General features: G+C 58.4%; 22 protein-coding genes. 10 read left to right on the forward strand and 12 right to left on the reverse strand.

Annotated features, from left to right (window positions below; translation table 11 throughout):
* Positions 1 to 34 precede the first annotated feature (34 nt).
* The 3 genes from ACM6IV_RS19440 to ACM6IV_RS19450 all read left to right on the forward strand — a co-directional run bounded on the left by ACM6IV_RS19440 (position 35) and on the right by ACM6IV_RS19450 (position 2,394).
* On the forward strand, positions 35 to 349 hold the full coding sequence (locus ACM6IV_RS19440; protein WP_414871231.1) for a 3-phosphoglycerate kinase: 315 nt from the start codon (positions 35 to 37) through the stop codon (positions 347 to 349).
* Positions 350 to 582: 233 nt separating this feature from the next.
* Positions 583 to 1,182, forward strand: a complete 600-nt coding sequence (locus tag ACM6IV_RS19445) for an FMN-dependent NADH-azoreductase (protein WP_414871232.1) — start codon at positions 583 to 585, stop codon at positions 1,180 to 1,182.
* Between the two features lie 345 nt (positions 1,183 to 1,527).
* Positions 1,528 to 2,394 (forward strand): carboxylate/amino acid/amine transporter, encoded by an 867-nt coding sequence (locus ACM6IV_RS19450; protein ID WP_414871233.1) that lies wholly within the window; start codon positions 1,528 to 1,530, stop codon positions 2,392 to 2,394.
* Positions 2,395 to 2,521: 127 nt separating this feature from the next.
* Here ACM6IV_RS19450 and ACM6IV_RS19455 read toward each other — a convergent pair whose 3' ends face one another.
* The gene (locus tag ACM6IV_RS19455; RefSeq protein ID WP_414871234.1) at positions 2,522 to 3,820 is read right to left on the reverse strand and encodes a mechanosensitive ion channel family protein; all 1,299 of its coding nucleotides are present in this window, start codon (positions 3,818 to 3,820) and stop codon (positions 2,522 to 2,524) included.
* 191 nt (positions 3,821 to 4,011) lie between these two features.
* On the opposite strand from ACM6IV_RS19455, the gene ACM6IV_RS19460 reads away from it, so the two are divergent.
* Positions 4,012 to 5,352: a DEAD/DEAH box helicase gene (locus ACM6IV_RS19460; RefSeq protein WP_103306179.1), complete on the forward strand. Its 1,341-nt coding sequence runs from the start codon at positions 4,012 to 4,014 to the stop codon at positions 5,350 to 5,352.
* A 55-nt stretch (positions 5,353 to 5,407) separates the two neighbouring features.
* Here the strand turns inward: ACM6IV_RS19460 and ACM6IV_RS19465 are convergent, their stop codons facing one another.
* The 4 genes from ACM6IV_RS19465 to ACM6IV_RS19480 all read right to left on the reverse strand — a co-directional run bounded on the left by ACM6IV_RS19465 (position 5,408) and on the right by ACM6IV_RS19480 (position 7,957).
* On the reverse strand, positions 5,408 to 6,007 hold the full coding sequence (locus ACM6IV_RS19465) for a hypothetical protein (protein WP_414871235.1): 600 nt from the start codon (positions 6,005 to 6,007) through the stop codon (positions 5,408 to 5,410).
* A 12-nt stretch (positions 6,008 to 6,019) separates the two neighbouring features.
* Positions 6,020 to 6,604, reverse strand: a complete 585-nt coding sequence (locus tag ACM6IV_RS19470) for a papain-like cysteine protease family protein (RefSeq protein WP_414871236.1) — start codon at positions 6,602 to 6,604, stop codon at positions 6,020 to 6,022.
* Positions 6,605 to 6,866: 262 nt separating this feature from the next.
* Positions 6,867 to 7,142, reverse strand: coding sequence for a hypothetical protein (locus ACM6IV_RS19475; protein ID WP_414871237.1), 276 nt, complete (start codon positions 7,140 to 7,142; stop codon positions 6,867 to 6,869).
* Positions 7,143 to 7,222: 80 nt separating this feature from the next.
* Positions 7,223 to 7,957, reverse strand: coding sequence for a DUF899 domain-containing protein (locus ACM6IV_RS19480; RefSeq protein WP_414871238.1), 735 nt, complete (start codon positions 7,955 to 7,957; stop codon positions 7,223 to 7,225).
* A gap of 176 nt (positions 7,958 to 8,133) precedes the next feature.
* Here ACM6IV_RS19480 and ACM6IV_RS19485 point away from each other — a divergent pair, with 176 nt between their 5' ends.
* Positions 8,134 to 8,526: a transcriptional regulator gene (locus ACM6IV_RS19485; RefSeq protein ID WP_414871239.1), complete on the forward strand. Its 393-nt coding sequence runs from the start codon at positions 8,134 to 8,136 to the stop codon at positions 8,524 to 8,526.
* 119 nt (positions 8,527 to 8,645) lie between these two features.
* Here ACM6IV_RS19485 and ACM6IV_RS19490 read toward each other — a convergent pair whose 3' ends face one another.
* The 3 genes from ACM6IV_RS19490 to ACM6IV_RS19500 all read right to left on the reverse strand — a co-directional run bounded on the left by ACM6IV_RS19490 (position 8,646) and on the right by ACM6IV_RS19500 (position 10,705).
* On the reverse strand, positions 8,646 to 9,515 hold the full coding sequence (locus ACM6IV_RS19490) for a DUF6279 family lipoprotein (RefSeq protein WP_414871240.1): 870 nt from the start codon (positions 9,513 to 9,515) through the stop codon (positions 8,646 to 8,648).
* 78 nt (positions 9,516 to 9,593) lie between these two features.
* Positions 9,594 to 10,310 (reverse strand): TorF family putative porin, encoded by a 717-nt coding sequence (locus ACM6IV_RS19495; RefSeq protein ID WP_414871241.1) that lies wholly within the window; start codon positions 10,308 to 10,310, stop codon positions 9,594 to 9,596.
* A 206-nt stretch (positions 10,311 to 10,516) separates the two neighbouring features.
* A complete protein-coding gene (locus tag ACM6IV_RS19500; protein WP_016985943.1) occupies positions 10,517 to 10,705 on the reverse strand; it encodes a hypothetical protein in 189 nt (62 codons plus the stop codon).
* Positions 10,706 to 11,045: 340 nt separating this feature from the next.
* On the opposite strand from ACM6IV_RS19500, the gene ACM6IV_RS19505 reads away from it, so the two are divergent.
* From ACM6IV_RS19505 to ACM6IV_RS19515, 3 genes are all read left to right on the forward strand, one after another.
* Complete coding sequence (locus ACM6IV_RS19505; protein WP_414871242.1) at positions 11,046 to 11,882, forward strand: S1 RNA-binding domain-containing protein; 837 nt, start codon at positions 11,046 to 11,048, stop codon at positions 11,880 to 11,882.
* 46 nt (positions 11,883 to 11,928) lie between these two features.
* Positions 11,929 to 12,342 carry a DUF2177 family protein gene (locus tag ACM6IV_RS19510; protein WP_414871243.1) on the forward strand — a complete coding sequence of 138 codons (414 nt, stop codon included), beginning with the start codon at positions 11,929 to 11,931 and terminating at the stop codon, positions 12,340 to 12,342.
* 253 nt (positions 12,343 to 12,595) lie between these two features.
* Positions 12,596 to 13,528, forward strand: coding sequence for a DMT family transporter (locus ACM6IV_RS19515; RefSeq protein ID WP_414871244.1), 933 nt, complete (start codon positions 12,596 to 12,598; stop codon positions 13,526 to 13,528).
* Here the strand turns inward: ACM6IV_RS19515 and ACM6IV_RS19520 are convergent.
* On the reverse strand, positions 13,473 to 14,654 hold the full coding sequence (locus tag ACM6IV_RS19520) for an MFS transporter (RefSeq protein WP_414871245.1): 1,182 nt from the start codon (positions 14,652 to 14,654) through the stop codon (positions 13,473 to 13,475). The genes ACM6IV_RS19515 and ACM6IV_RS19520 overlap by 56 nt on opposite strands.
* 104 nt (positions 14,655 to 14,758) lie before the next feature.
* Between ACM6IV_RS19520 and ptrR the strand changes: the two genes are divergently transcribed.
* The gene (gene ptrR / locus ACM6IV_RS19525) at positions 14,759 to 15,652 is read left to right on the forward strand and encodes a putrescine utilization regulator PtrR (RefSeq protein ID WP_414871246.1); all 894 of its coding nucleotides are present in this window, start codon (positions 14,759 to 14,761) and stop codon (positions 15,650 to 15,652) included.
* A 142-nt stretch (positions 15,653 to 15,794) separates the two neighbouring features.
* Entirely contained in the window at positions 15,795 to 15,923 is a 129-nt protein-coding gene (locus ACM6IV_RS19530) for a PA1414 family protein (RefSeq protein ID WP_007914492.1), read from the forward strand.
* Positions 15,924 to 16,027: 104 nt separating this feature from the next.
* On the opposite strand, the gene ACM6IV_RS19535 is transcribed toward ACM6IV_RS19530, so the two are convergent.
* The 3 genes from ACM6IV_RS19535 to ACM6IV_RS19545 all read right to left on the reverse strand — a co-directional run bounded on the left by ACM6IV_RS19535 (position 16,028) and on the right by ACM6IV_RS19545 (position 18,510).
* On the reverse strand, positions 16,028 to 16,276 hold the full coding sequence (locus ACM6IV_RS19535; RefSeq protein WP_414871247.1) for an acyl carrier protein: 249 nt from the start codon (positions 16,274 to 16,276) through the stop codon (positions 16,028 to 16,030).
* A 43-nt stretch (positions 16,277 to 16,319) separates the two neighbouring features.
* Complete coding sequence (locus ACM6IV_RS19540) at positions 16,320 to 17,045, reverse strand: MBL fold metallo-hydrolase (RefSeq protein ID WP_414871248.1); 726 nt, start codon at positions 17,043 to 17,045, stop codon at positions 16,320 to 16,322.
* A gap of 85 nt (positions 17,046 to 17,130) precedes the next feature.
* Positions 17,131 to 18,510, reverse strand: a complete 1,380-nt coding sequence (locus ACM6IV_RS19545) for a sodium:solute symporter (RefSeq protein WP_414871249.1) — start codon at positions 18,508 to 18,510, stop codon at positions 17,131 to 17,133.
* Between the last annotated feature and the right edge of the window lie 142 nt (positions 18,511 to 18,652).

Genomic DNA, 18,652 nt, shown 5'->3' on the forward strand with positions numbered 1-18,652 from the left:
TCCTAAGCTGGCCGTCCCTCATGGAGACTGCCGAATGAAAAAATTCTGTTGTGTGCTGCTGGCGCTGCTGCCGTTGACCGCGTTTGCCTATCCGATCGATGTGCAGAAGGATCTCAACGGCATGAAGATCGACTACGAGACCTTCGACACCGACAACGACATCGGCTCGATTCGGGTGGCTAACTACGGTGACGTTGACGCTGTGTGCAAGGCCGTCTTCACCAATGGCCCCGAGGCGCCACGCACCCGCAGCATCGATGTGCCGGCCGGCAAACACAAAAACGCCACGGCCAAGTTCACCCGCGAAATCATCAAGCTGCGCATCAAACTGACCTGCATCCCGAAGTAACACCGCGAATCGCTTGTGGGAGCGGGCTTGCTCGCGAAAGCGGTGTGTCATTCAACAATGATGTCGACTGATACGGCCAATTCGCGAGCAAGCTCGCTCCCACAGGGTATGTGTCAGCATCTAAACGAATTATTCGATGCTTTGCAGCAATTATTTGCGCTTTTTCATCGATTCAACTCTGTTTAACCTTCACTCCATCGACTTACAACATTCTCGGATGGAGGCTACACACCATGTCCCGCGTTCTGATCATCGAAAGCAGCGCCCGCCAACAAGATTCGGTTTCCCGTCAACTGACCCAGACCTTCATCAGCCAGTGGAAAGCGGCGCACCCCAACGATCAGATCACCGTACGTGACCTCGCCGTGAGTCCGGTGCCACACCTGGACATCAACTTGTTGGGTGGCTGGATGAAGCCTGCCGATCAGCGCAACGCCAACGAGCAAGCGTCGCTGGATCGTTCCAATGAATTGACTGATGAATTGCTCGCCGCTGACGTACTGGTGATGGCCGCGCCGATGTACAACTTCGCCATCCCGAGCACCCTCAAGGCCTGGCTCGACCACGTGCTGCGTGCCGGCGTGACCTTCAAATACACCGAAACCGGCCCGCAAGGCCTGCTCAGCGGCAAACGTGCCTACGTGCTCACCGCTCGCGGCGGCATCTACGCCGGCGGCCCGGCTGACCACCAGGAACCGTACCTGCGTCAGGTCATGGGTTTCATCGGTATCAACGACGTGACCTTTATTCACGCCGAAGGCATGAACCTCGGTGGCGACTTCCAGGAGAAGGGCCTGAATCAGGCCAACGCCAAACTGTCCCAGGTCGCTTGATAGCTTAATCGCCAGATAATCGCCGATTGTTTAAGTGACCTGGCGCAACCCCTTCAAGGCTCCACGCGCATCGAACCTCCCTTTGCACTTGTTGCTCCTGAGTGCTGTAGCCCGATTGAACGCTTTAGCGAGATCGGGCTTTTTTTTGCCTGCGATTTGTTGAATGTCATCAGATCCTTGTGGGAGCGAGCTTGCTCGCGCAAGCGATATTTCATTCAGCAACGATGTTTACTGACACGGCCTCTTCGCGAGCAAGCTCGCTCCCACAGGAATCGGCGTTGTCTGTGGGTTCGCGGTCTTGCGCAAAAACCGCTATCGTCGCCGCCATTCAAAACAGAGGCGAGCATGGGCTATCTACTTTTTGTCACGCTGATCCAGGCGTTTTCCTTCAGTCTGATCGGCGAATACCTGGCCGGTCATGTCGACAGTTATTTTGCAGTGCTGGTGCGCGTGGTGCTGGCGGGGCTGGTGTTCATTCCGCTGACCCGCTGGCGCTCGGTGGAACCTTCGTTCATGCGTGGCATGTTGCTGATCGGTGCGTTGCAGTTCGGCGTGACGTACGTCTGCCTGTACCTGAGCTTCCGTGTGCTGACGGTGCCGGAAGTGTTGCTGTTCACCATCCTCACACCGTTGCACGTGACGCTCATCGAAGATGCGTTGAACCGCCGCTTCAATCCATGGGCGCTGATTGCCGCGCTGGTGGCGGTGGGCGGGGCGGCAGTGATTCGTTTCGATAGCATCAATCCGGATTTCTTTATGGGCTTCTTGCTGCTGCAACTGGCCAACTTCACCTATGCTGCCGGGCAGGTACTGTACAAACACCTGGTGGCGAAACACCCGAGCGATCTGCCGCATTACCGACGTTTCGGCTTTTTCTACCTCGGTGCGCTGGCGGTGGTGTTGCCGGCGTTCCTGATGTTTGGCAAAGCGAATTTCCTGCCGGAAGCACCGTTGCAGTGGGGAGTGTTGCTGTTTCTCGGTCTGGTCTCTACCGCATTGGGCCTGTACTGGTGGAACAAGGGCGCGTGCATGGTCAACGGCGGTACGCTGGCGGTGATGAACAACCTGCATGTGCCGGTGGGGTTGCTGCTGAATCTGCTGATCTGGAATCAACATGAGGAACTGGGGAGATTGTTCCTTGGCGGGAGTGTGATTCTGGCTGCTGTCTGGATCAGCCGGTTGGGTATCCGCAAATCCACGGCCACCGCATAACGTCTGACCGACAAAACCACCTGTGGGAGCGGGCTTGCTCGCGAAGGCGCCAGGTCAGGCAACATCCTTGTTGAATGACCCACCGCTTTCGCGAGCAAGCCCGCTCCCACAGTTTTGATCGGTGGTGTTACATGAGGTGTTTCTGCGGCTCCGGAATGCTCGCCGAACCGAGCACCGCCGGCAGCAACCCCGCACGCAAATCCCCACCACTCGGCTGCTGATACAGGCTCAAACCAAACTCCGGCAACACCGCCAGCAGATAATCGAAAATATCGCCCTGAATCCGCTCGTAATCGGCCCACACCGTGGTGCGCGTGAAGCAGTAGATCTCCAGCGGAATGCCCTGCGCGGTGGTCTGCATCTGGCGGACCATGCAGGTCATGTTCGGTTGAATCTCCGGATGACTCTTAAGATACGCCAGCGCATAGGCGCGAAACGTGCCGATATTGGTCATGCGCCGGCGGTTGGCCGACATCGCCGCGACATTGCCTTGCGCCTCGTTCCACGCCTTGAGCTCGGCTTTCTTGCGGCTCATGTAGTCGGTCAGCAGGTGCACTTGCGAGAGCTTTTCCTCCTCGTCATCGCGGATGAATCGCACGCCGCTGGCATCGATGAACAGGCTGCGCTTGATCCGCCGGCCGCCCGATTGCTGCATACCGCGCCAGTTCTTGAACGACTCGGACATCAGGCGCCAGGTCGGGATCGAGACGATGGTCTTGTCGAAGTTCTGCACCTTGACCGTGTGCAGGGTGATGTCGACCACATCGCCATCGGCGCCGACTTGTGGCATTTCGATCCAGTCGCCGACCCGCAGCATGTCGTTGCTGGTCAGCTGCACGCTGGCGACGAATGACAGCAGGGTGTCTTTGTAGACCAACAGAATCACCGCCGACATCGCACCCAGTCCGGACAGCAGCAACAACGGCGAACGGTCGATCAATGTGGCGACGATGATGATCGCGCCGAACACGTACAAGACCATTTTCGCCAGTTGCACGTAGCCTTTGATCGAGCGCGTACGCGCATGTTCGGTGCGCGCGTAGATGTCGAGCAAGGCATTGAGCAGGGCGCTGACTGAGAGCAGCAGGAACAGGATGGTGAACGACAACGCCACGTTGCCGAGAAAGGTCATCGCGGTTTTGCTCAGTTCCGGCACCAGGTGCAGGCCGAACTGGATCACCAGCGACGGCGTCATCTGCGCCAGACGCTGAAACACCTTGTTGTGGCGAAAATCATTGATCCAGTGCAGCGCCGGTTGGCGCCCGAGCATGCGGCTGGCGTGCAGGATCAGGTAACGCGCCACTCGTCCGAGCACCAGCGCGATCACCAATAACACCGTCAGCGCCAGGCCAGCCTGCAACAGTGGATGCTGTTCGAGAGTGCCCCAGAGGTCCTGGGCGTTGAGCCAGAGCTGTTTGATATCCATGAGAGCAACAATTCTTCTGTAAGACGCGATGGGCGATTAGAGCATTTAAGACGCCGTGTATTACCGTTGGAGACAAATCGAGCAACAAAAAAGCCACTGATTACGTCCGTTTGTATAAAGAAACTCGGCCTGAGCGCTCGAAACCGGTAACCTATGCAGCTGTTTTTTTGCATATCTTCGAGGTAGCACCCGTGTTTTCCCAATTCGCCCTGCACGAACGCCTGCTTAAAGCTGTGGCCGAGCTGAAATTTGTCGAGCCAACGCCTGTGCAAGCCGCGGCCATTCCGCTGGCGCTCCAAGGGCGTGATCTGCGGGTGACGGCGCAAACCGGTAGCGGCAAAACCGCCGCTTTCGTTCTGCCAATCCTCAATCGCCTGATCGGCCCGGCCAAGGTTCGCGTCAGCATCAAGACGCTGATCCTGCTGCCGACCCGCGAGCTGGCCCAGCAGACGTTGAAGGAAGTTGAGCGCTTCTCGCAGTTCACTTTCATCAAGTCCGGCCTGATCACCGGCGGTGAAGACTTCAAGGTCCAGGCCGCCATGCTGCGCAAAGTGCCGGACATCCTCATCGGCACGCCGGGCCGCATGATCGAACAACTGAACGCTGGCAACCTCGACCTCAAAGAAGTCGAAGTGCTGGTGCTCGACGAAGCCGACCGCATGCTCGACATGGGCTTCGCCGAAGACGTCCAGCGTCTGGTCGACGAGTGCCCGAACCGTCAGCAGACCATGCTGTTCTCCGCGACCACCGGCGGTTCCGGCCTGCGCGAGATGATCGCCAAGGTGCTGAACAACCCTGAGCACTTGCAGCTCAATGCGGTCAGCCAGCTGAATTCGACGACCCGTCAGCAGATCATCACCGCCGACCACAATCAGCACAAAGAACAGATTGTGAACTGGCTGCTGGCCAACGAGACCTATCAGAAGGCCATCGTCTTCACCAACACCCGCGCCATGGCTGACCGCATCTACGGTCGCCTCGTGGCTCAGGAATACAAAGCGTTCGTACTGCATGGCGAGAAAGACCAGAAGGATCGCAAACTGGCGATCGACCGTCTGAAGCAGGGCGGCGTGAAGATCCTCGTGGCCACTGACGTTGCCGCCCGTGGTCTGGACGTGGATGGTCTGGACCTGGTGATCAACTTCGACATGCCCCGCAGCGGCGACGAATACGTGCACCGCATTGGTCGTACCGGCCGTGCCGGTAACGACGGTCTGGCGATCTCGCTGATTTGCCACGGCGACTGGAACCTGATGTCGAGCATCGAGCGCTACCTCAAGCAGAGCTTCGAGCGCCGCACCATCAAGGAAGTCAAAGGCACCTACGGCGGGCCGAAAAAGGTCAAGGCCTCGGGCAAAGCCGTTGGCGTGAAGAAGAAAAAGACCGACGCCAAGGGCGACAAGAAAAAAACGGCCGCGAAGACGCCGACCAAGCGCAAGAGCGTCAACCGTCCGAAGCCGGACTCGCTGGTGAGCAGCGACGGCATGGCGCCGCTCAAGCGCCGCAAGCCAGCAGAGCCTGCGGCTGAGTAAGGCGTTTCAAGCGCACAGAAAAAACCCGGACAGTGTCCGGGTTTTTTTTCGTCCATCAGTTGCCTAGCTGGCCACTGGTGTCGGCATCAAAGCGCCGTTTGGCTTGACCTGCCGCCGGTTTCAGTGCGCCGAGCAAGGCTGCCTCGCTGTACAACCGCGTGACTGCCAGATCCTTCGGCGTTGGCTCAATCGGGATCAATACCTCCTCACCGTCGGCGTGCAGCCAGATCGCCACGAGGTGCAGCGCCGAGACAAACAGCACACGCAACTCGACGGTCTTGCCCTGTAGTTGCGGTGACTGTTCCGCCAGTTTCAGCGCACCCACCGTCGCGGCGGCCAGGTCGCCGTGGTTCAACGAGGCGAACTCGACATGCCCGCGCACCTCGGCCAGTTGCGCATCGGCAATCGTCACGCCGTCGGCAAACACCAGGTAATGCCAGTCGCCGAGGCGGGCCTCTTTCAGGCCTTTGCCGTGGCTCAGGTCATCCAGACTGAGTGAGTAGCCACGATAGGCCTCGCTCAGACTGATCTTTGCGGGTAGCGCGTTGGCGAACTGGCGATTGGCACCAAAGCCCTGGGTTTGCAGGGCGGCTTGCAGTGCCGGGCGCAAAGTCTGAACGCCGTTGGAAGGCGCCTTTGGATAAGTCAGTTGCATGATGTCGCCCTCCTAGTTCTTCACGGTGAAGTAAGTGTGAGTCCAGTTGCCGCCGCTGTTATACGCGCGGGGGAACGCGTTTAATGCGCGCGTCGAATAACCGTAGATCGAGTCCGCAACCAACACGTAATCGCCGTTGGTGCCGTAGATCGTCAGAAAGTGCGCACCGCCGCCGTACCAGGCGCAGCGCAAGCCGACCGGGCGGCCCATGCTGATCTGGTTCTGAATGGCCGACATCTGCAACGAGCCCTGATTCATGCCGTTGTAGCTGCGGGTGGTTTGCAGGGCGGAATCGAGATAGCCGTAGACGTTGCACGGCCCGGGCTGATTGCAACAGTTGCGATCGAGCTGAGTGCTGGCAACGCCACACTGGGTCCAGGACCCGGTGCCGTAATAGTTGCCGACCGAGGCGGAAACGGCGGCCCAGCACCAGTTGGTCTGGGTTTGTTTCTGCAGGTTGAAGTTGAGGCTGCCGGCGGCGCGGGCGCTGAGCTGTTCAGCCGCTCCGACTTCGGCGAGTTGCGGGTCGAGCAGGTGACCGGCCAGGCACCTTGGCAGTGATTCGCCGGTGAATTGTGTTGCTGCTGTGGTTAACATTTTTCAATCCTCCATGAGTGAAAACAAGCGTCCAGCTTGTGTGGGTGTTGCGGTGTTGCCGAGCGATCGGTGTGCAAGGGTTGCCATGTCAGATGGCGATTACCAACCTCGTTGCTCGATGTAACCGTAGTTATGAATATGCATTTATGCAAACAAATAAATGCATTTGTGCATTTTAAGGGTCAAAGAATCGCAGCCTTCGGTAGTTCCTACGAGATTTGGTGCAGGAGCTGCCGAAGGCTGCGATCTTTTGATATGGCTTTCAGCTTTCGGCTTTTTTCTCAGCCGTGCCCAGCTCTTTCAAGCGCTGATCAATCAACTGGCACTTGTCCGGCAAGTCCTTGCTGGCCGTACCCAGATCCATCTTTTGCAACTCGGCATTGATCTCCTTGGCCTTTTCCGGATTCTGTTCCGTGAGCTTGGAGACTTCTTTGGCCAGTTGCTCGCGTTTGGCGGTAGCTTCTTCTGGCGTGCAGGCCCAGGCGGGCAGAGCGCATGCGAGGGTGCTGGCGAGAGCGAGTCTGATCAGGGTTTTCATCGGGGCAGACCTCAGTTCCGGTTAAGGCGGGTTAACCGGTTGAGGGTTTGAAGCTATGAAAAGTTCAGTTCTACCGGGGCTTAGCCACCATGGCAGCAACTCGAACTGCTTTGTCCCTCATAACGATCATGATGTCGCACCCACTCCATGATCTCGTCTTCATTGCGTCCTTTGGGCGTCAGGTCGAGGTAGTTGTAGGCGCCGACCAGCATGTCCAGGCCGCGGGCATAGGTAGAGTAGGTGTGGAAGATGTCGCCATTTGCGTCACGATAAAACACGCTCAGCCCGGGCATTTCTTCCTCGGCGCTGTCAGTTTTTTCGTAGTTATAGGTAGCGTTTCCCGCTGCGACATCTTCGGCACGGGCGCAGACACCGAAGTCGTAGTTGAAATCGCAGCCTTCTGATGACACCCACTCGAACTTCCAGCCCATGCGACGTTTAAATGCCTGAAATGCGTTGAATGGCGCATGAGAAACGGCAACGACCGCGATGTCGTGATGAGCCAGGTGCTGATTGGCACCGTCGATATGGTCACTGAGGAACGAGCAGCCCTGGCAGCCTTCTTCCCAATCCTGGGCAAACATGAAGTGGTAAACAATCAACTGGCTGTGTTTGCCAAACAGGTCAGCCAGTTTCAGTTCGCCGTTCGGACCCTGGAAGTGGTAGTCCTTGTCGACCTTCACCCACGGCAGCGCGCGACGTTCAGCGCTGAGGCGGTCGCGTTCCCTGGTAAAAGCTTTTTCGTCAATCAGGTATTGTTTACGGGCAGCGAGCCATTCTTCGCGCGATACCACCGGATGATTCTCAACGTTCATGATGATTTCTCCTGCGGGGGTTGAAACCGGCACTTTCAGAGTAGTCGTTTAACTCTCGGGGAAATCGACAGACCGCCGGTCGGTCGCCTCGGGAAATGCGGCTGAACGGCTGGGAACCGCTCAGGTCACAACCTATGAACGCGCCATAAATCATGCGCACCGGAGGTTGTATCAGGATGACGACTTATAACTGGGATTTGATTGAACGCTTGTTGCACGAAGTGCAGAACAGTGCCGGCCACAGTTTTGCCCCGCGGGCCTACGCCGAAGACTATGCGGCGGCGAAGGCCAGCGCTGGCGAGCCGATCGAGAATCTGGATCATCTGAAAACGCAGGCCTGTGAATATGAAAGTCTGCTGCTTGATCGTGGATACATCGAGCCACGCTCCGATGCCGAAGGCAGCACAGGCAACAATTTCAAGCTGACCGCGCGGGGATCAAGCCTGCTAAGCCTGATCGACAGCAGCATTCCCGGCAACGATCATCCGCGTCAGGTGCTCGATGAGCAACAGGATGCGCTGGACGAGGCAACGTTTGACGTCGTGGCGTCTAAAGCACAGATCGCCTAAGCCCACGTCCCCCTGTAGGAGTGAGCCTGCTCGCGATAGCGGTCTTCCAGTCAACATTGATGTCACTGGAAGTCGGCTATCGCGAGCAGGCTCACTCCTACAATGGGATTCGGGTATGTTCAGGTTCTTTGCGCGGCCTTGAGGCATTTGAGGTCATTGAAGTCTTTACGTACCCCCTCAATCTTTTTCAACAACCGCTGGCGCTGTTGCGGCGTACTCTCGGCCATCAGATCGACCGCCAGTGCACGTCCCTGTGCTTCAGTTGCGGCGAAGGCCTTGCGGTAATCCGCTGTCCATAAACTCTCGCGATTGACCAGAAGGGTCTCGATTCTCTGCGGGAATTCGGGACTTTGTCGTTGCGCCACGGCTGCACTGAATTGCTTCTGCCAATGGGCCCGGTTGGCGATCCATTGGGTGTACTGATCGCCCAGCGCAGTCGACCACGCCATGACCCGCTGCTCTTGAGTGGCGCTCAGGGGCCCCAGCCAGTCGTTCAGACGTTTGACCATTCGCGCGCCACGCTCGGCAATTTGCTGATCAAGCGGTGGTTTGAGGTATTCCTGCTGACGCTTGCGCAGATCCTTGGCGAAGGCGTCATTCATCTCCGCCACTTGCTTGTCATCCAGACCTTGCAACAACTCGATGGCCGAAGGCGTGATTTCCTTCGCGGTTTCGGCAATGGCCTGCTTGGCTTCGACAGTGCGCGCCTGCAACGCGGCATCGGTGATCTGATTGGTCTCGACCATCGTTTGCAAACGATCGAGCCAATCCAGATAACCCGGCAGTTGCGTCGTGCAATGCCAGTTCAAGTGTTCTTTGAGCCGCTCGTTGAACCAGTCCTTTTGCTCGCCGTTCATGTCCAGGTAGTCGCTGAGCGTCCACGGAATGATCACGTCGAGGTTGCGGTAGGCCAGGCCGACACGGCTGCAGGCGCCGAGGGCGAGGGTAAAGATCAGTAGCGTGGCGATGTGCTTGAACCAGCGAGACATGGGCGAGTCCTTGCGTGAGCCTGGCTTCGAAGGGCTGATTCCTATGTGAACGCAGAATGAGCCCGGCAGTTCAGCCGATCAATAGAACGCGCGCGCAGCCTTGAGGGTGACGAGGCCGTCGCACTCGCTGTTGTGCCCGGAATAGGCCGAGCAATCGCTGCCGCTGAGGCTGGAATTGCTGTAGATCAGATCGAGGTCAACGCCCATGAACGGCCGGGACAGTTTCACCGACCAGTCGGTGAAACTGCTGACATAACCACCGTCCACGGCGACGGGCGTGTTCAGTTGGTGGGTGGTGTATTTCATGCTGACGCCGATGCCGAACGGCTGGTTGCCGCCAAGATCGGCAAACAAGGTGTTGTTCTGTTTATCCGGGTCATTGCTGAAGGCTACGCCGAACCGGCTGCCGAGCAGGGTCAGGCCACCGAACAGTTCCTGGCTGTCGAGCGTGTCGACTTTGGGGTAGCTGTAGTGAATCATCCCGACTTCGTAGCCGAGGGTTTGATCGAAAGGTTGTTTAAAGCCGACGTAGGAGTCGATTTCAAGGTTTTTGCCTGGGGAGATGCCCATGCTCGGTGCGTACTGGCCGACATAGAGGCCGCTGTCGTGGCTCAAGTCCAGGCCGCCATGAAATGAGCCGACTGCCGCCGGTTTGACTAGGCCTTGAGCCATGCTGCGCGTGGGCGTGGTACCGAGTTTGAGATCGAAGTCGCCCAGTTCACGCTGGAAAATCTGCGCGTGCGCGGTCTCACTGGCCAGAAGACCTACGAGTAATAAACAGGATGTTTTGCGCATGCGTCACTCCATGAACAGCGAGGGCAGGGCGGCAGGCCGGCTGAAACGCTTGATCTAGACGCGTGAAAGGATACCGGCGAATGATCGGCATCGATGGCCGTTCGTCGATTTACAAGGAATTTTGTTTAAGACGTGAGGGTGTTGCGCGGTGCCAGTCCAGGCGCTTCGAAGCTCAAAGCGCCTCTGGACGGGTGTGAAACCGGGTGTTACTTCTTGCCCAGGCTGATCTGCTTGGACGGGCCGAATGTCTGGCCACTGACGCCTTTGGCAATTTGCTGGATCTCGCCGCCAGACTTGAGGAACGCTGCGATCTGATCGTTGATCGATTCGCTGGTTTCAACGGCTGGAGCTGGCTTTGCTTTGCTGGTGGATGCTTTTACACGCATGGCGGCCATTAACCTGTAGAAAAGTAACTCGGCCAGGCATCGTACAGGAATAACTTGACAATTGCTTGGTAAATATCCCCCGGAATAACCGACCACATTGCTGCATTATTCTCGATTCAATGTTCGGAATATCCGGCTAACCTGCTGTTTTAAATAACAACATTTCGGCTGGGTGGCACTGGAATATTCAGCCGCAAGCGGTGGTGCCTGCCTGACGAACGGCAGCACTGCTCAGCCGCGCGCAAGGAAAATCAAGGCGTTGCGCAGATTTCCGACGCGTGCGGATCTGCCGCCCGACGGCCAGCACAAAAACGGGTAGAATGCCGCCCACGCAATGAGGGTTCTGGAAATGGCTTTAGTCGGGCGTTACAACAGTTTGCAAGTGGTTAAACACACTAACTTCGGTTTATATCTGGACGGCGGTGCCGACGGCGAGATTCTTTTGCCTAACCGTTATATTCCGAAAGATATTCCCAGTGAAGATGAAGATTGGCTCAACGTTTTTGTTTATCTGGACAGCGAAGACAAACTTCTCGCTACCACGGAAAAACCCAAAGTTCAGGTCGGCGAATTTGCCAGTCTGAAAGTCGTTGAAGTCAACAGCATCGGTGTGTTCCTCGATTGGGGGCTGCCGAAGGATCTGTTGCTGCCGTATTCCGAAGAAAAGCGCCAGATGACCGCCGGTGAATACTGCGTAGTGCATGTCTATCTCGACAAGCATACCCGCCGCATCACCGCCACTGCGCGTCTGGATCGCTACCTCGACAAGACCCCGGCCAACTACAGCCAGGGCCAGGAAGTTGACCTGCTGGTTGCCGAAGCCACCGACATGGGCTTCAAGGCGATCATCAACAACAAGCACTGGGGTCTGATTCACAAGAACGAAATCTTCAAGTTCATGCGCGCCGGCATGACCGAGAAAGGCTACATCAAGGAAGTGCGTGCCGACGGCAAGATCTCTCTGAGCCTGCAGCCGGTTGGTCAGGAAGCGGCCAGTAGCCTGAACTCGAAGATCCTCGCCAGGTTGCGCGACAACAGCGGCACGCTGCCGGTCAGCGACAAGAGCGATCCGGCGTTGATCAGCAGCCTGTTCGGCGTCAGCAAAGGCAACTTCAAGAAGGCCATCGGTTCGCTGTACAAGGAAGGCAAGATCGTTATTCACGCCGATCGCATTGAACTAACCTGAGCCTTGAGTGGCCCATCTTGCATGGGACGCACATGAGGTCGGGTCGATGAAGAAAGCGCTGATTGCCTACGTTGCCACGCTGGTGACGTTTCTGTTACTCGACGGTATCTGGCTCGGCCTGTTGATGGCGCCGACCTATCGCGAACTGCTCGGTTCGCTGATGCTCGAACAACCGTTGCTGGTTCCGGCAGCGGTTTTTTATTGCCTGTATGTTTTCGGTTGTGTGGTGTTTGTGGTGCTGCCGGCCGCGACCTGGCAGTGGGCGGCGAAGCGCGGCGCGTTGCTGGGGCTGGTGGCGTACGGCACCTATGACCTGACCAATTGGGCGACGTTGCGCGGGTGGTCGGTGCAGGTGACGTTGATGGATTGGGCGTGGGGGACGTTTGCCACGGCAGTGGCTTGTAGCGTTGGTTTTTTGCTGGCTAAACGACTGCATTCAGATCGGGGCAGGGTTGATTGAACTGACCATCGCTGGCAAGCCAGGCTCCCACACGGTTTTGTGTCGAACAGTGGAACAGCGGACAACCCGGTCATTGTGGGAGCTGGCTTGCCAGCGAATGACGGCGCAGCCGGCACCCATCCACTGCTGCCGCCACTGAAGAAACAAATGTCTTTTCCAGACGGCTTTTTCCGCTCGACTCATTGATAATCCTCGGCACTGTTTTCTGACTACTTGAATGGCCTGCCATGTCGTGTGTATTCGAGGTGTTGCGGTGAGTATCGAGCGGCGCAATGTCGACCGTTTTGCCTTGCAGGTGATGGTCGGCCTCTGCCTGATCTGGGGCGTGCAACAAGTGATGATCAAGTGGGCGGCGCCAGACATTGCGCCGGTCATGCAAGCGGCCGCGCGCTCGGGGATCTCTGCGCTGCTGGTCGGCTTGCTGATCTGCTGGAAGGGCGGCTGGGATCAGGTTGGCAGCACGTGGCGCGGCGGTTTGCTGGCCGGTGCGCTGTTCGGTCTGGAGTTCTTCTTCATCGCCGAAGGCCTGCAACTGACCACCGCCGCGCACATGTCGGTGTTCCTCTACACTGCGCCGATTTTCACCGCGCTGGGCGTGCATTTTCTGTTGGCCAGTGAACGCCTGCGACCGCTGCAGTGGCTGGGCATTCTGCTCGCGTTTATCGGCATTGCGATTGCCTTCGCCGGTGGCGTGTCGTGGGACAACCTCGACCGGCGCATGCTATTGGGCGATGCCTTTGGTGTGCTGGCCGGGGCCTGTTGGGGCGCGACCACGGTGGTGGTGCGCGCCTCGCGTCTGTCGGAAGCGCCGGTGACGCTGACCCTGTTCTATCAGTTGATCGTCGGCTTCCTCGGCCTGCTGCTGATCGCGCTGTTTAGCGGCCAGATCACCCATGTCAGCCTGACCCCCGTCGCGGTGGCCAGCGTATTGTTCCAAGGGCTGGTCGTGTCGTTCTTCAGTTACCTGGTCTGGTTCTGGCTGCTGCGCCGTTATCTGGCAGCCAACCTCGCGGTGTTCTCGTTCATGACGCCGTTGTTCGGCGTGACCTTTGGTGTGCTGTTGCTCGGCGAACAGTTGACGGTGAACTTCATCATTGGCGCCGTGTTGGTGTTGCTCGGCATCACCTTTGTCAGCGCCGAGCAGTGGTTGCGTCGGCGTTTGCGCAAAGCGCTGGGCCAGCGCTAGACGCCTGCAGTGCCAGACCGCCGGCAATCAATAACCCGCTGCCTGCAATCACCAGTGCCGGCTGCAAACCACCGCTGAAATGGCTGCTCAATGCTGCCAGCAACGGGCCGCTGAGTTGGCCGACGGCGAAACAGGCGGTGAGCATGCCAGCGTTGCGCTGAGTCGCGTGCGGTGCCAATTCTCGCGAGCGTTGCATGACCAATTGCATGCACGCCAGGAAGGGCGTGCCGCAGAGAATCACGCCCAGCGCGAGCCCGAGGCCGCTGCCCAGCAGACAGGCGAACACGCCGGCCGCTTGCAACCACAGTGTCGCCATCAACCAGTGACGAGTGGTTTCGGGATCGTGACGCCGCAGGCTCACCAGCAACACGCCGAGCGCGGCGGCCAGACCGAAGCATGGCCAGAACAGATCAGCCTGCCATTGCCCATGAAACTGCGCATTGGCCATCTGTGACAGGAAGGTCGCCGGAATGATGTAACCGACTCCATACAGCGCATAAATTACCGCCAACCGCCCGATGCCCCGATTCGATTGACTGACCGGCGCTGCAACCACCGTTGCCGTTACGACAGGCGTTGGCAGCAGACGCCAGACACCCAACATCATCACCAGCGCAGCCGCCGCATAAATCAGCCACAACGTTGCGGACGTCTGCTTCAGCAGATGTGAGACCAGCGCCAACAAACCTGTGAGAAAAATCCCCAAACCCGGTCCGGCAAATACCAGAGCGCCCAGCCGTGGCCGTCCTGCCGCCGCAGCCAACGGCTGACTCAACGACGTGATCATCACCAGTACCCAGGCACTCGCTACCCCGGTGCCAAACCGCAGCACCAAGTGCGACCAGAAACCATTGGCCCAGAATGACGCCAGGGTCAGCAGCACGCACAACCACAAGCCACCGTGCAGGCGCCGCTGAACCTGCTGCGGGCGATGGGCGAACATTGCGTCCACCGCGCCGAGCAGGTAACCGAGATAGTTGGCCGCTGCAATCAGACCAGCGGCCGTCAGGTCTATCTGACCTTCGCTGAGCAGGTGCGGCATTTGTGGCGTGAGGGCGAAACGCCCGATGCCCATGGCCATCATCAAGGCCACGAAGCAGGCGGAGAGGCGAATAAGCGGCGACATGGTCGGAATTCCCTGAGGGCTTCAATGACCGTCAGGCTAGGACTGATTGACTTTCTTTAAAATTGAATAATAGTGAGTAACTTGTTCTGTTCTGGAGAAAGGTTGTGGAGTTCAGCCAACTGCGGATCTTTCAGGCCGTAGCCGAGGAGGGATCAATCACCCGCGCTGCCGAACGATTGCATCGGGTGCCGTCGAATCTGTCGACCCGGCTCAAACAGCTCGAGGAGCAATTGGGTGTTGAATTGTTCGTCCGTGAGCGTCAGCGTTTGCAACTGTCACCTGCGGGAAAAGTCCTGCTGGACTACACCGGCAAACTGTTCGCCCTGCGCGATCAGGCCAGTGCGGCGGTGATGGGCGGCAAACCGGCCGGTGACTTCGTCCTGGGCACCATGTACAGCACGGCGGCGATCCATCTGCCGGCGCTGCTGGCGCAGTATCACAAGCGGTATCCGGCGGTGAACCTGCAGGTGCAATCGGCGCCAAGCGGTGAGTTGCTGGAGGGGTTGCTCACCGGGCGCCTGGATGCCGCGTTGGTCGATGGTCCGCTGGAACTGGCCGGGCTCGACGGCGTGCCGTTGTGCGAGGAGCGGCTGGTGCTGATCACTGAAATCGAGCATCCGCCGGTGCGCAACGCCCGGGATGTCGAAGGGCGCTCGGTGTTCACCTTTCGCCGAGGTTGCTCGTACCGAATGCGTCTGGAGGCGTGGTTTGCGCACTCCCACGCGACGATGGGCCGGGCGATGGAGATCGAGTCCTATCAGGGCATGCTCGCCTGTGTGATTGCCGGCAGTGGCGTGGCGCTGATGTCGGAGTCGATGCTGGCCAGTCTGCCGGGGCGCGACAGCGTCGCGGTGCATCCGTTGGCCGAGCCATTCGTGGGTGCGACAACATGGCTCATGTGGCGCAAGGGCATGCTCGGCGCCAATCTCAATGCGTGGATCGAGGTGCAGCAGGCTGTCTATCCTGCGGCTCAGATCGAAACCCGCGAAACAGCCTGAACCAATGGCGGCATATTCTGTTCAATTCAGTAACAGATCATTGCGGATTTGGCCGAGCATTGCGTAGGACTTCGGACTATTATCAGTGCGAAGCGGCCTCAGAATTCCGGCCGCTCAGCACCACCCTGAAGGGGGCACGACGATGAAAGAGAAAATTCAAAACTGGCTGCACGACTTGGGTGTTGCCCTTGGCTTGATCGAACCGCCTCTGCAACCTGTCCCGATCCGCACCGATGACGAGCAGCGCCGCCGTCAACAACGGCGCCGGTAACGCCCCCGATCCGGGATCAAAGGATTCAGATCAAGAGATCGCGGTCTTCAGCAGCTCCTGCATGGATTAATGTAGGATCTGCCGAAGGCTGCGATCTTTTGCTTTTAGTGTCGCCCGATTTCCAGCAAAAACCGGCTCAAGTCATTCGCGGTCTTCGCGGACTTGAGCATGCGGTCTTCCTCGGCGGTGAACGCCGTCAGTCCGAATTCATCCTCCAGATGAAAGATCAGATCCTCGATATCGGCTTTCTCCAGCCCCAACTGGACCAGGCTGGTGTTGTCATTGAATTCGCGGGTTTCCAGCAGACGCTGGATATACCGGTGCACGGCGGCACGCACGGCAGCTCTTCTCATGGCAGATATTTCTGATTGTTGTTCTGCTTGAGTGAAGCAGGCCTCAGACGTGGCCGCGCAACCACTGGTCAATCATCGAACGCAAATGCTTCCCGGAAAAACTGCCGAAATGGCCGCCATGCACGGTGCGGATCGGCAGCGCCTGCAAACGTCGCAGACTCGCGGCGTAATCTTCAAGGTCGGAGTGGTAGGCGTCTTCAATCAGCGGCCCGTCGTAAATGATGTCGCCGCTGAACAGGGTTTGCGTCGCCGCCTCATACAGACTGATCCCGCCCGGAGAATGTCCTGGCGTGTGCAACACTTGCAACGTGCGATTGCCCAGATCGAGCACGTCGCCGTCCTCGACATACCCGGTCGCCGGCGCGGCTTTGACCCGGTATTCGGCGTAACACAACGGGCAATCCGGATGCGCTTCGAACATGTCATCGCCGACAAATGCGCGGCTCAAATCATTCTCGCCATCCGGCGCCGCAAGGATGTCCGCCTCGGCCGGGTGCACCAGCCGTTCAGCAAATTCGTGATGCCCGGCGATATGGTCGAAATGGCAATGACTGGCCACCGCCACCAACGGCCGTTCGGTGATCCACGGCAGTTGCTCGCGCAAGCTGACCAGTCCCGAACCGCTGTCCAGCAACAGGTCTTTGTCGCGTCCCTGCACGTGCCACAAATTGCAGCGGTAGAACGGTCGGATATACGGCTCGTGAATCAACCGAATGCCGTCACTGAGACTCTGCACTTCAAACCACTGATCGCGAGAAACAATCTTCATATTCCTTTTTCTCCAGACGAAAAAAACGGGTGTGGCAACCGACGCCACACCCGTCGAAGAAAGCATCAAGTTGTTACATCAAAGCTTAGATCGCACTCGCCACGGGTGCCGGGCGAGGGGAGACCAGGCTGACCACCACGAAACTCACCAGACCCACGGCCAGGCTGTAGTAGATCGGCGTGTTGGCATCCAGACCATCCTTGAACATGAACAGCAGCGCGGTGGCGAAACCCAGACCCATGCTGGCGATGGCGCCGGCGGTGGTCGCGCGTTTCCAGAAGATCGCACCGATCAGCGGGATCAGCATGCCGCCCACCAACAGGTTGTACGCCAGCGTCAGGGCGCTGATCACATCGTTCACCACCAGTGCGATACCCAGCACAACGATGCCGGTCAGCAGAGTGAACAGACGGTTGACGCCCAGGCTCGACTGTTTGCCGCCACGCAGTTTCGGCAGCAGGTCTTCAGTCAGGGTGGTGGCCGCGGCGAGCAGGCCGGCGCTGGCGGTGGACATCATGGCCGCGAGTGCCGCAGCGATCACCAGACCACGGATGCCGTCCGGCAGCGACAGTTTGACGATGGCGGCGAAGGCGTTGTTGACGTTGTCCAGATCCGGGATCAGCACATGCGCGGCCATGCCGATCAGCGCGCAGGCCAGACCGTAGACGATGCAGTAGATGCCGGCGATGCTGCCGGCGTACTGCGCGACTTTGGCGGTCTTGACGGTGAACACCCGTTGCCAGATGTCCTGACCGATCAGGATGCCGAAGAAGTAGATCATGAAGTAGGTGATGATCGTGTCCCAGCCGATGGTGGTGAAGCTGAAGGCGGTCGCCGGCAGTTTCAGCACCAGTTCGTCCCAGCCACCGACGCGGTACAGGCAGATCGGCAACAGGATAAACATCAGGCCCACGGTCTTGATGATGAACTGGACGATGTCGGTGAGGGTCAGCGACCACATGCCGCCGATCGCCGAGTAGATCACCACCACGCCACCACCGACGAGTACCGAAACCCAGAATGGCAGGTCAAACAGCACTTGCAGCACGGTGCCGATGGCGAGGATCGAGGTCACGCCGATCATCAGTGCGTAGGCCAGCATGATTGCCGCGCTCGCCGAGCGGGCCATCGGGTTGTAGCGTTTTTCCAGGACCTGGGTAACGGTGTAGATCTTCAGTTTCAGCAGTGGTTTGGCGAGGAACAGGTTCAGCGCGACGATGCCGCAACCCAGTGCCGCGCACAACCAGAAACCGGAGATGCCGTGCACGTAGCCCAGACGCACGGTGCCGACGGTGGACGCGCCACCGAGTACGGTCGCGGCCATGGTGCCCATATACAGGCTCGGGCCGAGGTTACGACCGGCGACGAGAAAGTCCTCGTTGGTCTTGGCCTTGCGCATGCCGAAGTAGCCGAGCAAGAGCATGCCGGCGGCGTAGATGAGGACGACGAATAAATCCAAAGCCATGATGGCGTGTCTCCGATTGTCTTTTTTATGTTGAGGCCAAAATCATTTCCCTTGTAGGAGTGAGCCTGCTCGCGATAGCGGTCTGTCAGTCACATCTTTATTGGATGTGCTGAAGTCATCGCGAGCAGGCTCACTCCTACAG

The sequence above is a fragment of the Pseudomonas sp. IT-347P genome (genome assembly GCF_949768005.1).
Taxonomy (GTDB): Bacteria; Pseudomonadota; Gammaproteobacteria; order Pseudomonadales; family Pseudomonadaceae; genus Aquipseudomonas.